This window comes from Shewanella piezotolerans WP3 (assembly GCF_000014885.1).
GTDB classification, from domain to species: domain Bacteria; phylum Pseudomonadota; class Gammaproteobacteria; order Enterobacterales; family Shewanellaceae; genus Shewanella; species Shewanella piezotolerans.
Genome location: NC_011566.1, coordinates 1,184,573 through 1,204,500 on the forward strand (window position 1 = coordinate 1,184,573; position 19,928 = coordinate 1,204,500).

Consider the following 19,928-nt stretch of genomic DNA (forward strand, 5'->3'; position numbering starts at 1 on the left):
AATAATGCCAGCAATTAAAAATAAAAAGGAAGGGTCATGGCTGTAGTTAAATATATTGATGTAGCCTCTCAAGAGGCGATTTTTGAAGGTAATGGATGGGATGCGCTAGTGGTTGTCGCTGCCGATCTCAATACGATTAAGGTTGAAGAAGTGGCACTGCTGGCCAATCATGGTCAGAAAGTTGATCAGCGAGTCGGTAAATCGGTAACGCTGCTGTTTGCGCCAGGCATTGCGGGCGGTCGACTCGTTATCGCGCCGGTAACCAAAGCAAAAGATGACTATGAAGATGTGCGGGTTTTTGCTGACGCGGCGCGTCAAGGTATTCGAGTCGCTAAAGAAGCGGGAGCCAAACGACCATTGTTATTAGTCAACGGTATCGGAGAGTCGCGTTACCAAAAAGCGGCAGAGGTAGCGGCTTTAGCATGTGGGCAAGAGCTATGGCAGGCGCTTGAACTACGCGAAGCGGGTGGGGCAGATGAAGCGCTAGAGTGCATCGGTTTATTGAATGACAGCCATCATGCTGCAACGTTAACGGCAATTGAAGCTGGACGCGTGTTAGCACGTGACCTGTGTGGTACCGAGCCTGAGCGCATGTCAGCCCCCGCTTTTGCCGACTACTGTTTAGCGGCTCTTGCTGATAGCGGCTTAACGATGTCAGTGGTAGAGGACAGAGATATTTTAGAGCGTGATTATCCGCTACTTAGCGCAGTCGGTCGTTCCTCTTTTGCCGTGCTGAGACATCAGCCCCGAGTGGTGAAGCTGGAGTATGTCGGTGAGGGCGAAATCGAACGCACCTTTATGTTTGCTGGTAAAGGTGTGGTTTATGACACTGGCGGCGCAGATATCAAGATTGCTGGTGGGATGGCTGGTATGAGCCGAGATAAAGGTGGCGCAGCGGCCGTTGCTGGTCTGCTCAAAACCGTCAGTATGCTTAAACCGAAGGGGATCCGTATTGTTGCTGAGCTCGGTTTAGTGCGTAATAGCATAGGTAGCGAGGCATTTGTGACAGATGAAATCATTACCAGTCATGCTGGCAAACGTGTGCGTATTGGTAATACTGACGCCGAAGGGCGACTGGTATTAGCGGATCTACTGTCGCATCTACGTCTTAAAGCGGAATCAGCGGTAAAACCTGAGATGTACTCTGTTGCAACGTTAACCGGTCACGTGGTGCGCTGTTTTGGTGGTTATACAGCAGCGGTAGAAAATAGTGTCGCTAAGCAGGCGAACGTTGCCGAGCGTATTCAGCAACAGGCGGCAATTTGGGGAGAACCAATAGAAGTTAGTCAATTGCGTCGAGATGATTTTAGTAAAATTATTGATCCGTCTGCGGCTGCAGACATGTTGTCATCAAATAATGCACCTTCATCGGTGACAGCTCGTGGACATCAATACCCAGCAGCGTTTTTAATCCAAGCATCAGGGTTAAGCGAGCATGGTTTAAATAGCGATACACCTATCGCATATACTCACTTAGATATCGCGGGTAGCGCAACCGAAGGTCACCCTCAATACGGTAGCCCTACAGCAACACCATTGGTAGGCCTGTTTAATTATATGCTCGATAGTCAGTAAGCTTTACCGGTTAAAACACTCAAAGCCGACACTAATGTCGGCTTTTTAGTGAGGACTTAAGTAATAAAATTACAGTTTTCGCTGTTTTTTGGCTTTTTAAATAAAAATAGTTGTAATAAAACTACATTTGGATATAATGATTTCCGTTGATTAGGCAGGTGCCTAATCGAGCTAGTCTATCCAGGATGGATAATTCTCCAAGGAATCGAGCGACGAGTTGGCTTTGCTTAACCCACGAAGGGGCGCAATTAGCATGCAGAGTATTAGGAATTCAACTTAGTTAGGAGTATTGATTATGTCATTTACAAAGAGCACAACTATTTATTCGCAAAGCTTTTGGTTAAACACAGATGTTTTGCGTGGCGGAATATACGCCATGGCTTACAAGGGCTAACCACCTAGTAAGTCGCAAGTTTCCATCACCCTTATGACATCTATTAGGTGTCTTTAGACCAAGTTGTAGATTGACCAAATTTACCATTGATTATCGTTAGCGCGTTAACCAATTTCCATCAGAAAACTTGAATATGTCTTGCCCGCTCATTGAGCGGGCTTTTTTTTGCATTATATACGTTGATCCGCTTTAGTCATTTTTTTCGATTCTGGTTGGATTAAGGTAATTATTCTGATCAAAACCTGTTAACAATTGACATTAACCTCAATAAAAAGTGATTTAGTGTGATCTACACACATAGTATGTGTGGTTAAATTACGTTTAAAGCCGCTTTTTAGCATTATGTTGAATTAATAGTTGTAATAAAATTACAGCTATCTATAATGGCTCTCGTTGGTTAGGGTGAATGCCTACCACAGATAAGTCTATCCAGGATGGATAATTCTCCAAGGAATCGAGCGACAAGTTGACTCGTCAGTTTAATTGGTCTCAACCCCGTAATTAAATTGATTAGAGTATTTTTCAACTTTGTTAGGAGTAATGATTATGTCATTTACAGCTAGTAGTACTATTTATTCGCAGAGCTTTTGGTTAAACACCGATGTGATGCGTGGCGGTCTATATGCTATGACTTTTAAGGGCTAACCCTCCTTAAGAGTAGTTTCAATATCCATCAACCTTATAGCACCCTTTGGGTGTGTTTAGACGCAAGTTGTATGTTGAATGCTAGTCAACATGCCATTGATTAACGCTAGCGCGCTAACCGATTTCCTTATGGAACACTTGAACATGTCTGCCTGCTCTTTGAGCAGGCATTTTTTTTGCCTTTAATTTGAGATTTTTTCTGGAGATTAATGGCGGTACCTTGCTATGAATTAACGCTAGCAGTGTTATGCCGATTTCCTTATGGAACACTTGAACATGTCTGCCTGCTCTTTGAGCAGGCATTTTTTTTGCCTTTAATTTGAGGTTTTTTCTGGAGATTAATGGCGGTACCTTGCTATGAATTAACGCTAGCAGTGTTATGCCGATTTCCTTATGGAACACTTGAACATGTCTGCCTGCTCTTTGAGCAGGCATTTTTTTTGCCTTTAATTTGAGATTTTTTCTGGAGATTAATGGCGGTACCTTGCTATGAATTAACGCTAGCAGTGTTATGCCGATTTCCTTATGGAACACTTGAACATGTCTGCCTGCTCTTTGAGCAGGCATTTTTTTGCCTTTAATTTGAGGTTTTTTCTGGAGATAAATGGCGGTACCTTGCTATGAATTAACGCTAGCAGTGTTATGCCGATTTCCTTATGGAACACTTGAACATGTCTGCCTGCTCTTTGAGCAGGCATTTTTTTTGCCTGAAATTTGAGGTTTTTTCTGGAGATTAATGGCAGTACCTTGCTATGAATTAACGCTAGCAGTGTTATGCCGATTTCCTTATGGAACACTTGAACATGTCTACCTGCTCTTTGAACAGGCATTTTTTTGCCTGTAATTTGAGGTGGGATTGCCACATGTCAAGCTGCGCTTGACCAAAGTCGTGAGCTTCCAGCTCACACTCGGCCAAAAGGGGATCAACAGCAATCCCCTCTTGGATCACCCCTGCCGCCCCGGCGAAGTTGTTGAGCCTCGCTCATTTTCGAAAATAGCTATCGCCTTATATTCGCCGTCCATGGCTCACCTAAGGCTAACTCGGCATCCATGCCTCACTCACGCGATTTGTCTTCGATGAGTTCGGCAACTTCGATGGGGGGTTGGTGTATTCTGTTAGTTTTGTAGCTCACTTTTGCCCCAAAGTTAGTGGACCTCTATAAGTTTTATCAAGCTACGCTTGACCTAAGTCGTGGCGCTTCGCCCACACCCGAGCCAAGGGGCAAAGCGCTTGCGCCCCTTGACAATCCTTCAGCGCCCCAGACGAAGTTGTCTCCCTCGTACTTATTTGAAATCACCTAACGCTTCCGATGGGACATCCTGTCCCGCGAAAGCTATGCCCACATCCGTGTGGGCATTACGGTTATTTCTTCATCGCACTTCGGCAACTCCGATGGGGAGTTGGTGTATTCTGTTAGTTTTTGAAACTCACTTCTGCCCCAAAATGAGTTTACGCCAGCAATTAGTCCAATACAGCAATAACCTCTTTGCAATATTTTTTCTCATCAGTCGGAAAGAGCAGTGTTTGTGTTTTTATACAGTATTATTGGTTTTGTGCGGATAATCACCAAATTATGCGCAATCAGTTCGCGGTTTGCTATTGAGCTAAAATAAAAAGAAGAGTAAATTCAAGTAACTAAAAACGCGCTTGCTCGTTTTGCAGAAGATACGAGGCAAACAAAGTGTGCATTCTCGTTTTTCCAGAAGGTGTATTTGGACTAACCGTTGAAAAATATTATAAATCAGACATTTAAGTGCATACACTTTGACTGGTCTAACCTGATAAACGAGCAAGGCGTGTATACAAATGTTAGGTTACTAGAGTATGGATGCTGCAATCTTCGATAATTATTCCAAATATCCAATAACTAGACTCAGTGAACTTGGATTACATTTATCAACTATTAGATTCTTATCAGATATTGGTTTACCTGAATGGTGTGCCCCGAATATGTTTTTCGGAGAAGAAGATTGTTGGTTACCTGAATTACTAATACAAAACGAAAAACTCGCTGTTTTAGGTTCGGATCGTGATGATAATCATATTTGTATTTCTACAACTTCTAATGAGGTTTTTCGTTTAAATAATTCAAATCTAGATTTCGTAGCAACCAACCCTGCATTATTTGGGAAAGCACTAGAAGAGTTTCAAGCCTGTATAAATGCAGCTGTAGAGTCTAACGATAACGCATTCACAGATAATAATATTCCAAGTGTTTTCCTTAAACCATTTATCGTGTGGCTAACTGATAATGAGCCTAAAGCCTTAATAAAAGGTTCTTTTTGGCAAAGCACTTTGAATTGGTTAAAGTATACGTAACCTAACAAGGCGCTCAAGAGGGAAAATTTACAGTTGGCTGTTTTCACTCCGTTCAACATTTTAGCCAACTACAAATTTCCCCTAGCGGGGCGTTAGCCATCTAAATTATGAATCAGGCCCCTTTAGTTAAGTTACACGTAGATTTACCAAATCACTGGTCCGTTGGTGGAGAGTCAATGTGGGCAAAGCCCGTCGGTGAAAACCTCTATCAATTGAAAAATATCCCATTTTTTTCTTACGGGTTAAATTACAACGACATTGTTAAAGCAATTGCCAAAAATGAAGGTTCTAAGCCCGAAATACTTGAGGTTGTAGAAGCTAGTGGCCACCAAACTCTGAGGGTTATATTTACCGACAATAAAGGTAAAAAAGAACATATTTCGGTGATCGAATCGATACGAACTGAACATATTGGCTACGAAGGATGGGATGATGATCAATTTACTCTCAACGTCACGCCATCTGGAAATTATGATGAGTTTTTCGATAAACTGGATGAACTAGAATTAAAGGGAATACTTAGTTTTGAGACTTGTGAACAATGCATTGAAGGTAGCTTTGATGCTGTTCCAGAAGACGCAGAAAATGGCTAACAAGCTGCTAAATTCAGATTCACAAAGGCTGTCATGCCATTTGCTGTGCAAATCGCCCGCCAGCACATGGTTCACTTATTAGAGGGGCGTTAGTTGTACTCAATTAGAGTCAGAGTAAATGGAAGAATTCGAAATCAAAATACCATCCGACATTCAAATTGCAGATGCCCAAAAGAAGCTAGGTTTTAGATTTCCTAAAGAATATGTGGCGTTTATAAAATCTGGATACGATTTAGGAGATGCCCCACTAGAAGCACTAGAAATCGTCGACCCTCCAAGTTACGCTGACATATATGAAGCATTGGAAAGCGCGCGAAAATTTTACGATCTACCAGCAGAATTATTGCCTATCTGCGAAGACAGCTCGGATTACTACTGCATCAACGATAAAGGTGAAGTTGTATTTTGGTCACATAATGGAATTACAGATGAAAAGTGGGAAAATGTAGCTATATGGCGTAATCATATTGTTTTAGAGGCTGGTGAATAACGTACAACTAACAAGTTACTCAAAAGGACGCAAAACGCTTGGCGTGCACACCTTCGTCGCTAATTTTAGCCAAGCATTTATGCGCCCATTAGTAAGGCGTTAAGGATATGTGGGGTCAGGGTAAACTTTAATTGGCTATCCATACATTTACTTATCCCATTCCGGTTTTTAGACCCTTTGCACTAACGCATTTCTGTCCGTGCGACCTGAAGTCGTATGAAGCGTTGTTCACCACGGTAAGAGTGAACCATCTGTATCACCAGATGACCCTAAGACTCTGAATAAAGTAGCGAGTCTGACAATGTAACGATATTTGGCTTATGTCAAATGGGAACTGAATCGTGAGAGGACGTTCTTCCTGATAACCACAATCGGGTAAGTGCTAGGGTGTCAGTATGATGAACGTATGTGAATCCATGTAAGGTGCGTTATATGAGAAACAGCGGAAGTGGTTAATACGCTGTGGCCAAAAGGCACGAGAGTTGGAAAGAGATTGGACAGTGCTCTTTCGTGATCAAATAACTCTCCGCACTATAGTGGGCATCTAACCTGACGTTGCGCGACATACGGAACAGGGTAAGCCTGTATTGCTCCCTTTGGGGAAAGTGGCCTGCGAAGGCTACTGATAGTGATGTAGGTAAAGGAGGCTGGAAAAAGCGAAAGCCGTGTTGTAATGATGCGGATACAGGTTGTTATCTGGCGCGAAAGCGAGCTGACTTCTAGCTGGTCTCCCGTTGCAAGATGATTTGAAGAACTTTATTCAAGGAGAAACGCAAATGATGGCTTCAATCGAAGTTAGTGCATCTCCTAACAGCGCTCAATGGCAATCCATTAACTGGAAAGCGGTTAAGCAACATGTATTAAAGCTTCAAATGCGCATTGCAAAAGCAACCCGAGAAGGTAAACACGGTAAGGCGAAAGCGTTGCAGTGGATATTAACTCACTCTAAATCAGCAAAATTGCTTGCAGTTAAAAGAGTTTCTCAAAACAAAGGCAGCAAAACACCTGGAATCGACGGGATCATTTGGAACAGTGATGCTCGTTGTATAGGTGCGGTCAATCAACTGAGTAGAAAGGGCTATCATGCCAAACCGCTCAGGCGGATCTACATCCCCAAGAAAAACGGCAAACTCAGACCTTTAGGCATTCCCTGCATGATAGACAGAGCGCAACAAGCGCTTCATCTTCTCGCCTTGGAGCCTATTTCAGAAACGGCAGCCGACCTCAATAGCTATGGCTTTCGACCTAACCGAAGCGCAGCAGATGCAATTGCACAGTGCTTCAAATGTTTGTGTATGAAGCGCTCTAGTCAGTGGGTTCTTGAGGGAGATATCAAAGCCTGTTTCGATAAGATTGGTCATCAATGGCTCATCGATAACATTCAATTAGATAAGCGAATGCTGAAACAATGGCTTGGATGTGGTTATGTTGATAAAGGATTGTTCTACAAAACAGCAGAAGGAACACCGCAAGGCGGGATAATCTCCCCAACGCTGATGTTACTGACGCTGGCTGGGTTAGAACAGTTGGTTAAGTCTATTGCTTGTAAAACAGGGAATAGAGTCAACTTTATCGGGTACGCAGATGATTTTGTTATCACAAGTTCTTCGAAGGAAGTGCTCGTCAATGAAATCAAACCGCAACTCATTGGCTTTCTACAGGAAAGAGGCTTAACACTCTCTGATGAGAAAACGCACATAACTCATATCGATGATGGTTTTGACTTTCTGGGATTCAATCTTAGGAAGTACAAAGGCAAACTGCTCATTAAACCGAGCAAGAGTAACGTTCTATCATTTTTGAGTAATCTACGTGAATTCATCAGAAAACATCCAACAATCCCCGTTAACGATTTAATCAAAATATTGAATCCGAAACTGAGAGGATAGGCGAACTATTATCGCCACAGTGTTGCAAAGCAAGTTTTCGGTTATGTAGGCCATCAACTTTTCTGGCTGTTATGGCGATGGGCGGTAAGGCGTCATCCAACGAAAAGTAAGGACTGGGTGAGGCGTAAATATTACATGAATCGCATAGGTGGGTGGCAATTCCATGGCTGGCAGAAGATTGCCAACATGGACTGCCATTTTAATCTGGTTCAGATAGCTCAAACGCCGATAAAAAGACATGTGAAAATCAGGAGCGCAGCTATACCTTACGACCCCGAATACGAAGCTTACTTAAGTAAGCGGAAACGGGCAAAGGAAGGCAGAAACTCTTGGTTTGATCCTGTTTTGGCTGCTATGTAGGGTGCTGGGTAACAGAATACGCCTTTGTGGAGGCTTGAGCCGTATGCAGTGAAAGTTGCACGTACGGTTCTTAGGAGGGTGGCACTTGGTAACAAGTGCCGCCTATCCGACAAAAACGAGTTAACGACTAAAATGAAATTTGCTAGAAATTCATCTGAATTGGGCTGTGCAAGCTGCTAAATCATGGATGATTTAGCAGAGCCTATAGGGATATATTCACGGCGACTTGCAAAAGCTCAATGCAGCTGAATTACGTCCCATTGCCATATATTCTCTTAACCCTTACTGGCTTTTAGACTCTTTAGGTTTACTCCCCTCTAGTCTCAAAGTGAGTTTTAACCCTCTAATTGGAGAAAACCTGTTCTCAATAGATAGCTGAAAGCTACCGATATATGTGCTGTTAACCCGCTTAACTTTGTTTGTCCTTCCATCAAAAAACACTATTTAAATTAGCCGCTTCTAACCTGAAGTAAATCGCTAGCGTCATTTAATATCTGCCCGTATAATCGCCTAAAAATGTGCGCTCTTAACAGTCCGTAAACATTTATATGACAGTAAAAACTGTATTCATACCCTACATAATAAAATCAAGGAACCTTGTTCCATGCTAGAAAAATTATTCAAACTAAAACAGAACCAAACGTCGTTAAAACAAGAGGTTGTTGCGGGATTAACCACTTTTTTAACCATGGCTTATATTATTTTTGTTAACCCTATGATGCTCGCTGATGCGGGCATGGATCATGGCGCTGTATTTGTGGCTACCTGTTTGGCCGCCGCCATTGGTTGCTTGATCATGGGAATTGTCGCTAACTATCCTATTGCACTTGCTCCAGGTATGGGCTTGAATGCTTTTTTCACTTACACGGTTGTAGGTGAAATGGGCTACACATGGGAAACAGCATTAGGCGCGGTTTTCCTCTCTGGGATCTGCTTTTTGGTACTCTCATTGGTACGCATTCGTGAGTGGATCGTGAATAGCATTCCGATCTCATTACGCTTAGGCATTGCAGCCGGTATCGGTCTATTTTTAGCGCTAATTGGCCTCAAGAGTGCCGGCATTGTGGTTGCTAGCCCAGCGACTTTAGTGACAATGGGCGATATCACCGCGTTTCCTGCAGTTATGGCGGTGCTTGGCTTTTTCATCATTATCGCTTTGGTACACAGAGGCATGAAGTCGGCGGTCATTATCAGCATCTTGGGGGTCACTGCGCTAGGGCTACTTTTCGGTGATGTGCAGTATCAAGGCATTGTATCGGCGCCGCCGTCAGTGATGCCGACATTTATGAAGATGGATTTGTCGAGTGTGCTTGAAGTGAGCATGTTGTCGGTGGTGTTTGCATTTTTGTTTGTCGATCTGTTTGATACTTCAGGCACCTTAGTCGCCGTTGCGCAGCGCGGTGGATTTTTAGATGACAAAGGTAAGTTGCCAAGGCTTAATCGTGCGCTTACTGCCGATAGTACTGCGACGATTGCCGGCGCTATGCTGGGGACTTCTACCACCACTAGTTATATTGAAAGTACAGCAGGCGTCAGTGCTGGTGGTCGAACGGGTCTTACTGCCGTTGTGGTCGGATTGCTGTTTTTAGGCTCGCTATTTATCTCACCGCTTGCGGGCATGGTGCCTGCTTACGCCACCGCTGGCACACTGTTTTACGTCGCCATATTAATGATGTCTGGTCTTGTGCATGTTGAGTGGGAGGATATTACCGAAGCGGCACCTGTGGTGGTGGTTTGTATTCTCATGCCACTGACTTTCTCTATCGCGACCGGAATTGCAATGGGCTTTATCTCTTACGCAGTGATAAAACTGATGAGCGGTCGTTATAAAGATTTAAGCCTTGGGGTGGTGATTTTAGCGGCGCTGTTTGTGGCTAAGTTCATTTATGGCTAATGCTGTCAAAGCATTATTTTGTTGTCATTTTATCGCATTAATAGAAAAGCCACTTCGAGTGGCTTTTATTTTGCCGTTTGAACGCTGACGAGTTAAATGGGCTGCAGATCTTACTGTAAAGTAGCAATAATATGAGATATATCCAATTCATCTAATTTATTTCTGCTCTTTGTGGGCACTCACTACCAATTCAAACCTAGATTGGGTATAAGGTTTATTCAATGTATTTTAGCTAGATAATAATGAACTTAAGTGAGATTGCTTACCGCCGCGTGGTGGTAAAACTGGGAACGAGCGTGCTGACTTCTGGCAGCCGCAAATTGGATAAAGCACATTTAGTTGAACTTGCTCGCCAAATGGCGAGTTTGATGAAAGCGGGTGTTGAAGTCGTGCTTTGCACTTCGGGGGCTATCGCTGCTGGCAAAGAGCATTTGGGCTACCCCGAACTCCCCGATACCATGGCAAGTAAGCAATTATTAGCAGCAGTTGGTCAAAGTCAGCTTATCTTAGCTTGGTCGCAGCTGTTTAGTATCTACGGTTTGCATGTTGGTCAGCTATTGCTTACCCGCGCCGATCTGCACGACAGAGAGCGCTACCTCAATGCAAGAGACTCTTTAAACGCGTTGCTGGCTAATGGCATTATCCCGATTATTAATGAAAATGACGCTGTAGCGACCACTGAAATTAAAGTGGGTGATAACGATAACTTGTCTGCACGCGCAGCGCTACTTTGTGATGCGGATATGCTTATCCTACTGACGGATCAAAAAGGTTTGTTTGATGCCGATCCACGAAGTGACCCTAATGCAAAGCTGATCACTGAAGTAGCTAATATTGACGATAGCCTGCGTATGTTGGCTGGTGGAGCAGTTTCTGGCTTAGGTACAGGCGGTATGGCAACCAAGCTTGAGGCGGCTGATATCGCTCGCCGTGCAGGTGTTGAGGTGGTGATTGCTTCTGGACATCATAAAGATGTGATTCAAAAAGTGGTCTGTTCAACACCAGTGGGCACCCATTTTACTGCGTTAGAAAACCCGTTAGAAAGCCGCAAACAGTGGATTTTGGCAGGCCCGGCAACACGAGGCCAAATTAAGCTTGATCCTGGCGCAGTTGCCGCGGTGACGGATAAAGGTAAGAGCCTGCTGTCTAAAGGTATTACCGAGATAAACGGTCAGTTTCAACGCGGTGATACCGTTGAGTTAGTCGATATTACTGGCAAAGTCTGCGCCAAAGGCATGAGCCGTTATAGCTCGAAAGATTTAAGCCTAATAGCGGGCAAACATTCAGATAGCATCGAGTTGGTGCTTGGTTATGATTATGGTGATGCAGTGGTTCATCGCAACGATATGGTGGTGTTATGAGTAATAACGAATTTCTAAATAAGTTAGGTGAACAGGCAAAAAAAGCAAGTTATGCGCTAGCTAGCCTAACAGGTCAGCAAAAGACGGCATTGTTGCGCTGTATCGCTAGCAAACTGACTGATGCCAAAGCGAATATTATTGCGGCTAACCAACAAGATGTGGAACAAGCAAAAGCAAACGGATTATCAGAGGCGATGATAGACCGATTGTTATTAGATGAACCGCGTTTACTTAGCGTGATTGCTGATATTGATAATGTGATTGGCTTGACCGATCCCGTAGGCAGTGAGATAGATAGCCGCTTACTTGATAACGGCCTGCGATTGTCTCGCCGCCGTGTACCACTCGGTGTTATTGGTGTTATATACGAAGCTCGCCCGAACGTGACGGTTGATATTGCAGTACTCGCGTTAAAGACGGGCAACGCGGTTATTCTGCGCGGCGGTAAAGAGACTTTGGCCTCAAACAAGGCACTATGCAAAGTGATCCGCAGTGCAATGGCGGAGCAAGGGTTACCTGAAGATTGTGTACAGCTAATTGATAACCCAGATCGTAGCTTGGTGTCTGGGCTACTTAAACTCGATAAGTATGTAGATATGATTGTACCGCGAGGCGGGCAAAATCTGCAGCGTTTATGTGCAGAGCAAGCCACCATCCCAGTCATTTTGGGCGGCATAGGAATTTGTCATCTGTTTGTTGACGTTCAAGCCGATCTCGACAAGGCGGTAGCTGTTATTGAAAATGCCAAAGTGCAGCGACCTACAGTGTGTAATGCACTTGATACAGTACTAGTACATCAAACAAATGCAGCCAGCTTTATCCCTGCTTTATGTCAGCAGTTGGCAACTAAAGGCGTTAGTTTTTATGGTTGCGCGCAAACTCAAGCGGTGATGGCGAATAATGAACAGCAAATTATGCAGGCTACTGATGAGAGCTATTCAACGGAGTGGTTATCGTTAACTCTAGGAATAAAAGTGGTTGGAAGCTTAGAAGAAGCTGTGGCGCATATTCGTCAATATTCTAGTGGCCACTCAGAGTCTATTTTGACTGACAATATCCATACTGCTAGCGAGTTTATGAATGCGGTCGATTCTGCTGCTGTATACGTTAATGCCAGTACTCGCTTTACCGATGGTGGCGAGTTTGGTTTAGGGGCTGAAGTGGCGGTAAGCACCCAAAAGCTACATGCTCGTGGCCCAATGGGACTCGAAGCGCTTACAACATATAAGTGGCTGGCTTGGGGAGATTACACTGTCAGAGGCTAAATTATTAGCTATTCACTTCGCTTAATAATGGATTGAAGTTTTGCATAAAAGCTACTTGTCGTAGAAAAGGCCGCTATCAGCGGCCTTTTTTATTGCTTTGCTTTCTCTCTATTTATACTGATTGGTATTACTGCTTATTGTTGCTAGCAGATTCAAACCTTAAGGTGGTTAGAATTGCTATTAACTAGTGTGAAATAACACAAACTTATTTCTCCAATATCAATCGTACTGTTAAGACGTTGAATTCGTTGGGTATAAAAGTTGGCCTGTCGCTTGCATTCTAATTGTTAACAAATGAAAGATAATCAAAAGGACTTATCCATGACGACTGCCCGCTTATTTACAACACTCTTCTTGATATTAGGGATGACATCAACGGCAGCGATGGCTGCATCTAGCCGAACCTTGAGCGAAAGTTATCAATATGATGGCCAACAAGTCAGCCTCGATATGGGGATCGGCTCGGCTAATTTTGTTGCCACTGACAGTAATGAGATAACAATTGAGGTAGTAGTTGAAGATTCCGACACCAATTGGTTGTTCTTTTGGGGCGGTACCGATCTTAGCGATATCGCCATCGAATCAAAGCTAACAACCAAAGAGCTTAATTTGAGCCTGAATGAGCAAGATAATATCGAGCAGCAGTGGACGGTGTATTTACCAAAGCAAGCAGCACTGTCACTAGAGGTTGGAGTGGGTGCAATCGAAGTTAGCGGTATGACCAATGATATTGAAATTTCGTTAGGGGTCGGCAGTGCCATAGTTGAGCATCAAGTGACCTATCACAGCATAGAACTTGATTCTGGTGTGGGTGATATATCGATCAGTGAGCAGGGGAGAAAACTGACTGTTGAGAGAAGTTTAGTGGCGCAGTCGTATTCGAACAAAGACCAAGAAGGGAAGGCATCACTCACTGTCGATGTTGGTGTTGGAGAGGTTGTGGTTACTAAATTGTAGCTCTTAGCCTTCCTTAATTAATGATTTAAAAAACCGGCGTATGCCGGTTTTTTATTATATATTCTTAGGCCATAGCTGAGTGCAAGGTTCTCGCGAGTTGATATTACTGCACTGATGCACGTTTACTGTCGCGCCATTTGCCGAGTTTTGGCAATAGCTGCTGCAATGCTAATGCAGATAAGATCAAAGCAAGGCCTATATAGGTCGACTCTTCAATATTTTCTCGCAAGATCCAGGCAATAAAGCCGATAGACAGTACTGGGGTAATAAACACTAAGGTGGTAATACTCGCAGTTCGCTCGGCTTTTTTTAATGCGATAAGCCACAGCACAAAAGTTACACCCATCTCAAACAAACCAACATAAACCCCAGCTAGCATGCCCTCCATATTCCAAGCTGGCAGTGTTTGGGTTGTAAGCATTGCTGTGACAATAAATGGTAATCCAACGAGGAAGCTCAGTAGTAAACTGACTACCGGATCGCCTTTGTCTCTAGTGTTGACTATCCAGTATAACGACCAAAGCAGGGTGCTGGTCAACGCTAACACCACACCGGCTGTGCTTTCAAAATGAAACCCCGTCAAATTTCCTTTTGTGGCAATGGTAAACACCCCAAGGTAAGCAACCACTGCTGCAACCACATCACTTTTTCTTAGCTTTTGCCCTAATAAGGGAACTGACAGTAAAGGCAGTAAAATTGCCCAAGTATAATTGAGTGATAAAGCTTGCTGTGCTGGCAGCAAGTCATAAGCCTTAAACAGCACTAAGTAATAAAGAAAAGGGCTAAGTAAACCCGTCTGCAAATAAAACAGTGGTCGGCTAGCAAACTGTTTGCTAACGAGTGACAATTTATTTTGCACGGCAAGAATGACGCCAAGCGCCACAATAGAGGTGGTGACCGCAATGAACACCAGTTGCAAAGGCGTGTAATGGGTCAATGCTAATTTAAAGGCTGTGGCGACAGTCGACCACAGCAGTATTGCACCTATGCCGAAAGCATAAGCCTGATGGGATGTTTTCAATTTTTACTACTCTACTACGTCGAGACTACATATATACGCGCAACACTGTTAGAACACATACGTTGCACATCCATTACTTCGATTGTATGCATTATACGTTTGTGCATATTAGTGAACTGAGATTTAGATCAATAAAATGCAATCAAATGACAAAATTTACACTTTTCCCTTGTATTCGTTTCAAACGTCCCAATATAGGTAACCAAGAGACGAAATGGGCAAAAAATTAAGACTTGAAAACGATTCGGTCTGACCCCATTTCTATTACCAGATAACAAATTTAGTTTAGATAAGATTTCGGAGGACTCCATGGGTAGAATTATTGGTATCGATTTAGGCACAACAAACTCTTGTGTTGCAGTATTGGACGGCGACAAAGCTCGCGTAATAGAAAATGCTGAAGGCGATCGTACTACACCCTCAATCATCGCATACACTGCTGATGAAACTTTAGTTGGCCAACCTGCAAAGCGTCAGGCTGTTACAAACCCAACTAACACCGTATTTGCTATTAAGCGTCTTATCGGTCGTCGTTTTAAAGATGATGAAGTACAACGTGACGTTGACATCATGCCATTCAAAATCATCGGCGCAGATAATGGCGATGCTTGGGTAGAAGCTCAAGGTAAGAAAATGGCGCCACCACAAATCTCTGCTGAAATCTTGAAGAAGATGAAGAAAACTGCAGAAGATTACTTAGGTGAAGAAGTCACAGAAGCGGTTATTACTGTTCCTGCATACTTTAACGATTCACAGCGTCAAGCGACAAAAGATGCCGGCCGCATCGCAGGTCTTGAAGTTAAGCGTATTATCAACGAGCCAACAGCTGCAGCACTTGCATACGGTATTGATAAGAAGCAAGGCGACAACATCGTTGCCGTTTACGATTTAGGTGGTGGTACATTCGATATCTCTATCATTGAAATCGACAGTGTTGATGGCGAGCAAACTTTTGAAGTACTTGCGACTAACGGTGACACTCACTTAGGTGGTGAAGATTTTGATAACCGTCTAATTAATTACCTAGCTGACGAGTTCAAGAAAGAGCAATCTCTTGACCTACGTAACGATCCGCTAGCGATGCAGCGTCTAAAAGAAGCTGCTGAAAAAGCGAAGATTGAGCTTTCAAGCACCACACAAACTGAAGTTAACCTGCCATACATCACAGCTGATGCAACAGGTCCTAAGCATTTAGTGGTTAAGATCACTCGTGCAAAACTTGAGTCATTGGTTGAAGATCTAATTACTCGTTCACTTGAGCCACTAAAAGTTGCTCTAGCAGACGCTGACCTTTCAGTTTCAGATATCAACGAGGTAATTCTTGTTGGTGGTCAGACTCGTATGCCTAAGGTTCGTGAAGAAGTTTCTTCATTCTTTGGTAAAGAATTACGTCAAGATGTTAACCCTGATGAAGCAGTTGCTATCGGTGCAGCAGTTCAAGCTGGCGTACTATCTGGCGACGTTAAAGACGTATTGCTACTAGACGTTACGCCTCTGTCTCTAGGTATTGAGACTATGGGTAGCGTAATGACTAAGCTTATCGAGAAGAACACCACTATCCCGACTAAAGCTTCGCAAACGTTCTCGACTGCAGATGACAACCAAGCTGCCGTGACTATTCACGTACTGCAAGGTGAGCGTAAGCAATCAAGCGGTAACAAGTCTCTAGGTCAATTCAACCTAGAAGGGATTGAGCCAGCTCCACGTGGCATGCCACAAATTGAAGTTGCATTCGACATCGATGCCGATGGTATCTTGCATGTATCTGCTACAGACAAGAAAACCGGTAAAGCACAAAACATCACTATTAAAGCCTCTTCAGGTCTAAGTGATGAAGAAGTTGAAGCAATGGTTCGTGATGCTGAAGCACATGCTGATGAAGATGCTAAGTTCGAAGAGCTAGTAACAGCTCGTAACCAAGCTGATGGCATGGTTCACGCAACTAAGAAGCAGATCGAAGAAGCCGGTGAAGAGTTACCAGCTGACGAAAAAGAGAAAATTGAAGCTGCAATGGCTAACGTTGACACTGCCACTAAAGGTAGCGACAAAGAAGCGATTGAAAAAGCGACTCAAGAGCTAATGGAAGCTTCTTCTAAGCTAATGGAAATTGCCCAAGCTAAAGCGCAAGCTCAGCAAGGTCAGCCAGAAGGCGCAGGCGAAGCTCAACAAGACGCTCACGCAGCGGATGATGTTGTTGACGCTGAGTTTGAAGAAGTGAAAGACGACAAAAAATAATGACGGCTAACCCCTAATTTATTCAAGCGGGCGTTTGAGGTAACTCTTACGCCCGTTCGTGCAACTCCAGCAAAGAAAGCATGAGATTATGTCAAAGCGAGATTTTTACGAAGTATTAGGTGTCGGACGTGACGCCAGCGAACGCGAAGTGAAAAAAGCTTATAAGCGTTTAGCAATGAAGTTTCACCCAGATCGCAACCCAGGTGATAAAGAAGCAGAAGCTAGCTTTAAAGAAGTTAAAGAAGCTTATGAAATCCTAACCGATAGCGATAAGAAAGCGGCGTATGATCAGTTTGGTCATGCTGGCGTTGACCCTAATCGTGGCGGTGGCGGTCATGGCGGTGCTGATTTTGGCGACGTATTTGGCGATGTATTTGGTGATATCTTCGGTGGTGGTCGTCGTGGTGGCGGACAACGTCAAGCAGCGCGTGGCAGCGACTTACGCTATAACCTTGAGCTTTCTTTAGAGGAAGCAGTTAAAGGTTTGAGCAAAGAGTTACGCATTCCAACACTGGTTGCATGTGAACCATGTGATGGTAGCGGCGCTAAGAAAGGCTCTAAACCGACAACTTGTGGTACCTGTCATGGCCAAGGCCAAGTTCAGATGCGTCAAGGATTCTTTGCTGTTCAGCAAGCCTGTCCTACCTGTCATGGCCGCGGCAAGATTATTAAAGATCCTTGTAATAAGTGTCATGGTGAAGGTCGCGTAGAGAAGAGCAAAACATTATCGGTTAAGATCCCTGCAGGGGTTGATACTGGCGATCGTATTCGTCTATCTGGTGAAGGTGAAGCGGGCGAGTTTGGTGCACCTCCAGGGGACTTATATGTTCAGGTCAGTGTACGTGAACATGCAATCTTCCAACGTGATGGCAATAACCTTTATTGTGAAGTACCTATCTCATTTAGCAAGGCGGCATTGGGTGGTGAGATTGAAGTGCCAACATTAGATGGCAAAGTTAATCTTAAGATCCCAACTGAAACGCAAACTGGACGTATGTTCCGTATGCGCGGTAAGGGTGTTAAGTCTGTTCGCAGTCATGCTGTTGGTGACCTATTGTGTAAGGTTGTGATGGAAACTCCTGTTAACCTTAACGAACGTCAAAAAGAGTTATTGCGCGAATTTGAAGAAACACTAACTGGCCAGTCAAAGAAACACAGCCCTAAAGCTGAAGGTTTTTTTGATGGTGTTAAAAAGTTTTTTCAGGACTTGAATAGCTAAAACGCACTAAATCGTTATATAGCCGTGCGACTCGAAGCTGCTTGTTTCAAGTGGGCTGGCACAAAGCCTTCTGCGATTCCCACTGAATCCTACATCTTCAGGTAGAACGGGTATATAATTTAAGCCTCGCAATTGCGGGGCTTTTTGTTATTAGTAATATGGGATTAAGTATATGATAAAGGACTAATGATATTTATCAGCTCAGTACTGCTGTTATCGGGCTGCGCGACTCACCAATCCCCCACAGGCCGTGGCCAAACCTTACTGTTTTCATCACAAGAGATGTCGAAATTGGGCGATGCTTCATTTGCGCAATTGAAGCAGCAAGAGAAGGTCAGTCAAAACAAAGCAACGAACAACTATGTCAGCTGTGTCGCGGATAGGGTAACCGCAGCATTACCTGATCAAAGCTTACCGTGGCAAGTGGTGGTATTTGAATCTGAACAAGTCAATGCTTTTGCGCTGCCTGGTGGCCATATAGGTGTATACACTGGCCTGCTAGATGTCGCGGTCAATTCAGATCAGTTAGCAACAGTTATCGGCCATGAAGTGGCCCACGTTTTGGCAAATCACAGTAATGAGCAAGTGTCGCGCGCGCAGTTAACAGGTGCAGGCATGCAGCTCGCTGATGTGGCGTTAGGTGCTGGAGGCATTGAAGATAAAAGTATCTATATGGCTGCGCTCGGACTCGGAGTACAGGTCGGTTACATTTTACCTTATGGTCGCGACCAAGAATCTGAAGCCGACATTATCGGGGTAGAGCTAATGGCCAAGGCGGGCTTTAACCCAGCACAAAGCATTGAGCTGTGGAAAAATATGTCTAAAGCTGGCGGAGAACAGGGGCCTGAACTGCTATCGACCCACCCATCACATGGCCAACGCATTGCACAGCTACAACAGATGCAAGCCAAAGCTCAGCCGCTTTATGAAGTTAATCGTGTTAGCGTGAAAAATACTTGTCAAAGGCCAAATTAGCCGCCCTTTTTAGGGGAATATCACAGAAAATGTGCTAAACTGGCGCGCGAAAATTCATGAATCATTGAGAGTAAAATCATTATGTCTGATAAGTTCAGTACAATTGAAGAGCAAGCAAGTTACGGTGTTGGTCGTCAACTAGGTGAGCAACTAGCTGCTAACTCGTTTGAAGGTATCGATATTTCTGCCGTTCAATTGGGTCTATCTGACGCTTTCGAAGGTAAAGAAAGTGTAGTGGCTATGCAAGATATGCAATCGCATTCACTGAAATCAGCCAACGTATCCAGAAAGTGCAAGAAGAAGCTGCCGCAGCTGCATCAGAAGTTGGCGATAAGTTCCTTGGCTGACAACGGCGCACGTGAAGGCGTTGTTACTTTGGAGTCTGGTCTTCAATACGAAATCATTACCGAAGGTAATGGTGAAAAGCCAAGCGCTGATTCTACTGTACGTACTCATTACCACGGTACATTCATCTCTGGTGATGTATTTGATAGCTCTGTTGCTCGTGGCGAGCCTGCTGAATTCCCAGTTAACGGCGTTATCGCTGGCTGGACTGAAGCACTACAGCTAATGCCTGTTGGTTCTAAGTGGAAGCTTTGCGTACCACAGCACTTAGCATACGGTGAGCGTGGCGCTGGCGCTGCAATCCCACCATATTCAACTTTAGTATTCGAAGTTGAATTGTTAGAGATTATCTAAGTTAGCCAATAAGCCTAAGTTAATACTTAGGCTTTT

Annotated in this window: 14 protein-coding genes and 1 pseudogene; 13 read left to right on the forward strand and 2 right to left on the reverse strand. The window is 44.0% G+C overall.

Features of this window, described 5'->3' with window-relative positions; genetic code table 11:
* Positions 1–36 precede the first annotated feature (36 nt).
* Positions 37–1,575, forward strand: a complete 1,539-nt coding sequence (locus SWP_RS05215; RefSeq protein WP_020911355.1) for a M17 family metallopeptidase — start codon at positions 37–39, stop codon at positions 1,573–1,575.
* Positions 1,576–2,728: 1,153 nt separating this feature from the next.
* Here SWP_RS05215 and SWP_RS05220 read toward each other — a convergent pair.
* Positions 2,729–3,181, reverse strand: a complete 453-nt coding sequence (locus tag SWP_RS05220) for a hypothetical protein (RefSeq protein ID WP_044555687.1) — start codon at positions 3,179–3,181, stop codon at positions 2,729–2,731.
* A 1,258-nt stretch (positions 3,182–4,439) separates the two neighbouring features.
* Between SWP_RS05220 and SWP_RS05225 the strand changes: the two genes are divergently transcribed.
* The 8 genes and pseudogenes from SWP_RS05225 (at position 4,440) to SWP_RS05260 (ending at position 13,743) form a co-directional block, all read left to right on the forward strand.
* The gene (locus SWP_RS05225) at positions 4,440–4,934 is read left to right on the forward strand and encodes a hypothetical protein (RefSeq protein ID WP_020911358.1); all 495 of its coding nucleotides are present in this window, start codon (positions 4,440–4,442) and stop codon (positions 4,932–4,934) included.
* A 176-nt stretch (positions 4,935–5,110) separates the two neighbouring features.
* The gene (locus SWP_RS22990; protein WP_020911359.1) at positions 5,111–5,527 is read left to right on the forward strand and encodes a DUF4265 domain-containing protein; all 417 of its coding nucleotides are present in this window, start codon (positions 5,111–5,113) and stop codon (positions 5,525–5,527) included.
* Between the two features lie 118 nt (positions 5,528–5,645).
* On the forward strand, positions 5,646–6,017 hold the full coding sequence (locus tag SWP_RS05235) for an SMI1/KNR4 family protein (RefSeq protein WP_020911360.1): 372 nt from the start codon (positions 5,646–5,648) through the stop codon (positions 6,015–6,017).
* Between the two features lie 776 nt (positions 6,018–6,793).
* Positions 6,794–8,266: pseudogene (gene ltrA / locus SWP_RS05240) on the forward strand (group II intron reverse transcriptase/maturase).
* A 604-nt stretch (positions 8,267–8,870) separates the two neighbouring features.
* On the forward strand, positions 8,871–10,160 hold the full coding sequence (locus tag SWP_RS05245; protein WP_020911364.1) for an NCS2 family permease: 1,290 nt from the start codon (positions 8,871–8,873) through the stop codon (positions 10,158–10,160).
* Positions 10,161–10,402: 242 nt separating this feature from the next.
* Positions 10,403–11,521 carry a glutamate 5-kinase gene (gene proB / locus SWP_RS05250; RefSeq protein ID WP_044555688.1) on the forward strand — a complete coding sequence of 373 codons (1,119 nt, stop codon included), beginning with the start codon at positions 10,403–10,405 and terminating at the stop codon, positions 11,519–11,521.
* Positions 11,518–12,786, forward strand: coding sequence for a glutamate-5-semialdehyde dehydrogenase (locus tag SWP_RS05255; protein ID WP_020911367.1), 1,269 nt, complete (start codon positions 11,518–11,520; stop codon positions 12,784–12,786). The genes proB and SWP_RS05255 overlap by 4 nt, the downstream gene beginning before the upstream one ends.
* Before the next feature lie 321 nt (positions 12,787–13,107).
* On the forward strand, positions 13,108–13,743 hold the full coding sequence (locus tag SWP_RS05260; protein WP_020911368.1) for a hypothetical protein: 636 nt from the start codon (positions 13,108–13,110) through the stop codon (positions 13,741–13,743).
* Between the two features lie 103 nt (positions 13,744–13,846).
* Here SWP_RS05260 and SWP_RS05265 read toward each other — a convergent pair whose 3' ends face one another.
* Positions 13,847–14,764 (reverse strand): DMT family transporter, encoded by a 918-nt coding sequence (locus SWP_RS05265; RefSeq protein WP_020911369.1) that lies wholly within the window; start codon positions 14,762–14,764, stop codon positions 13,847–13,849.
* A 309-nt stretch (positions 14,765–15,073) separates the two neighbouring features.
* Here SWP_RS05265 and dnaK point away from each other — a divergent pair, with 309 nt between their 5' ends.
* From dnaK to SWP_RS05285, 4 genes are all read left to right on the forward strand, one after another.
* Positions 15,074–16,999, forward strand: coding sequence for a molecular chaperone DnaK (gene dnaK, locus SWP_RS05270; protein WP_020911370.1), 1,926 nt, complete (start codon positions 15,074–15,076; stop codon positions 16,997–16,999).
* Between the two features lie 88 nt (positions 17,000–17,087).
* A complete protein-coding gene (gene dnaJ / locus SWP_RS05275) occupies positions 17,088–18,218 on the forward strand; it encodes a molecular chaperone DnaJ (protein WP_020911371.1) in 1,131 nt (376 codons plus the stop codon).
* 186 nt (positions 18,219–18,404) lie between these two features.
* Positions 18,405–19,193, forward strand: a complete 789-nt coding sequence (locus SWP_RS05280; RefSeq protein WP_020911372.1) for a M48 family metallopeptidase — start codon at positions 18,405–18,407, stop codon at positions 19,191–19,193.
* A gap of 81 nt (positions 19,194–19,274) precedes the next feature.
* Positions 19,275–19,892: a BamJ family beta-barrel-assembly machinery protein gene (locus SWP_RS05285; protein ID WP_020911373.1), complete on the forward strand. Its 618-nt coding sequence runs from the start codon at positions 19,275–19,277 to the stop codon at positions 19,890–19,892.
* Positions 19,893–19,928: the final 36 nt, after the last annotated feature.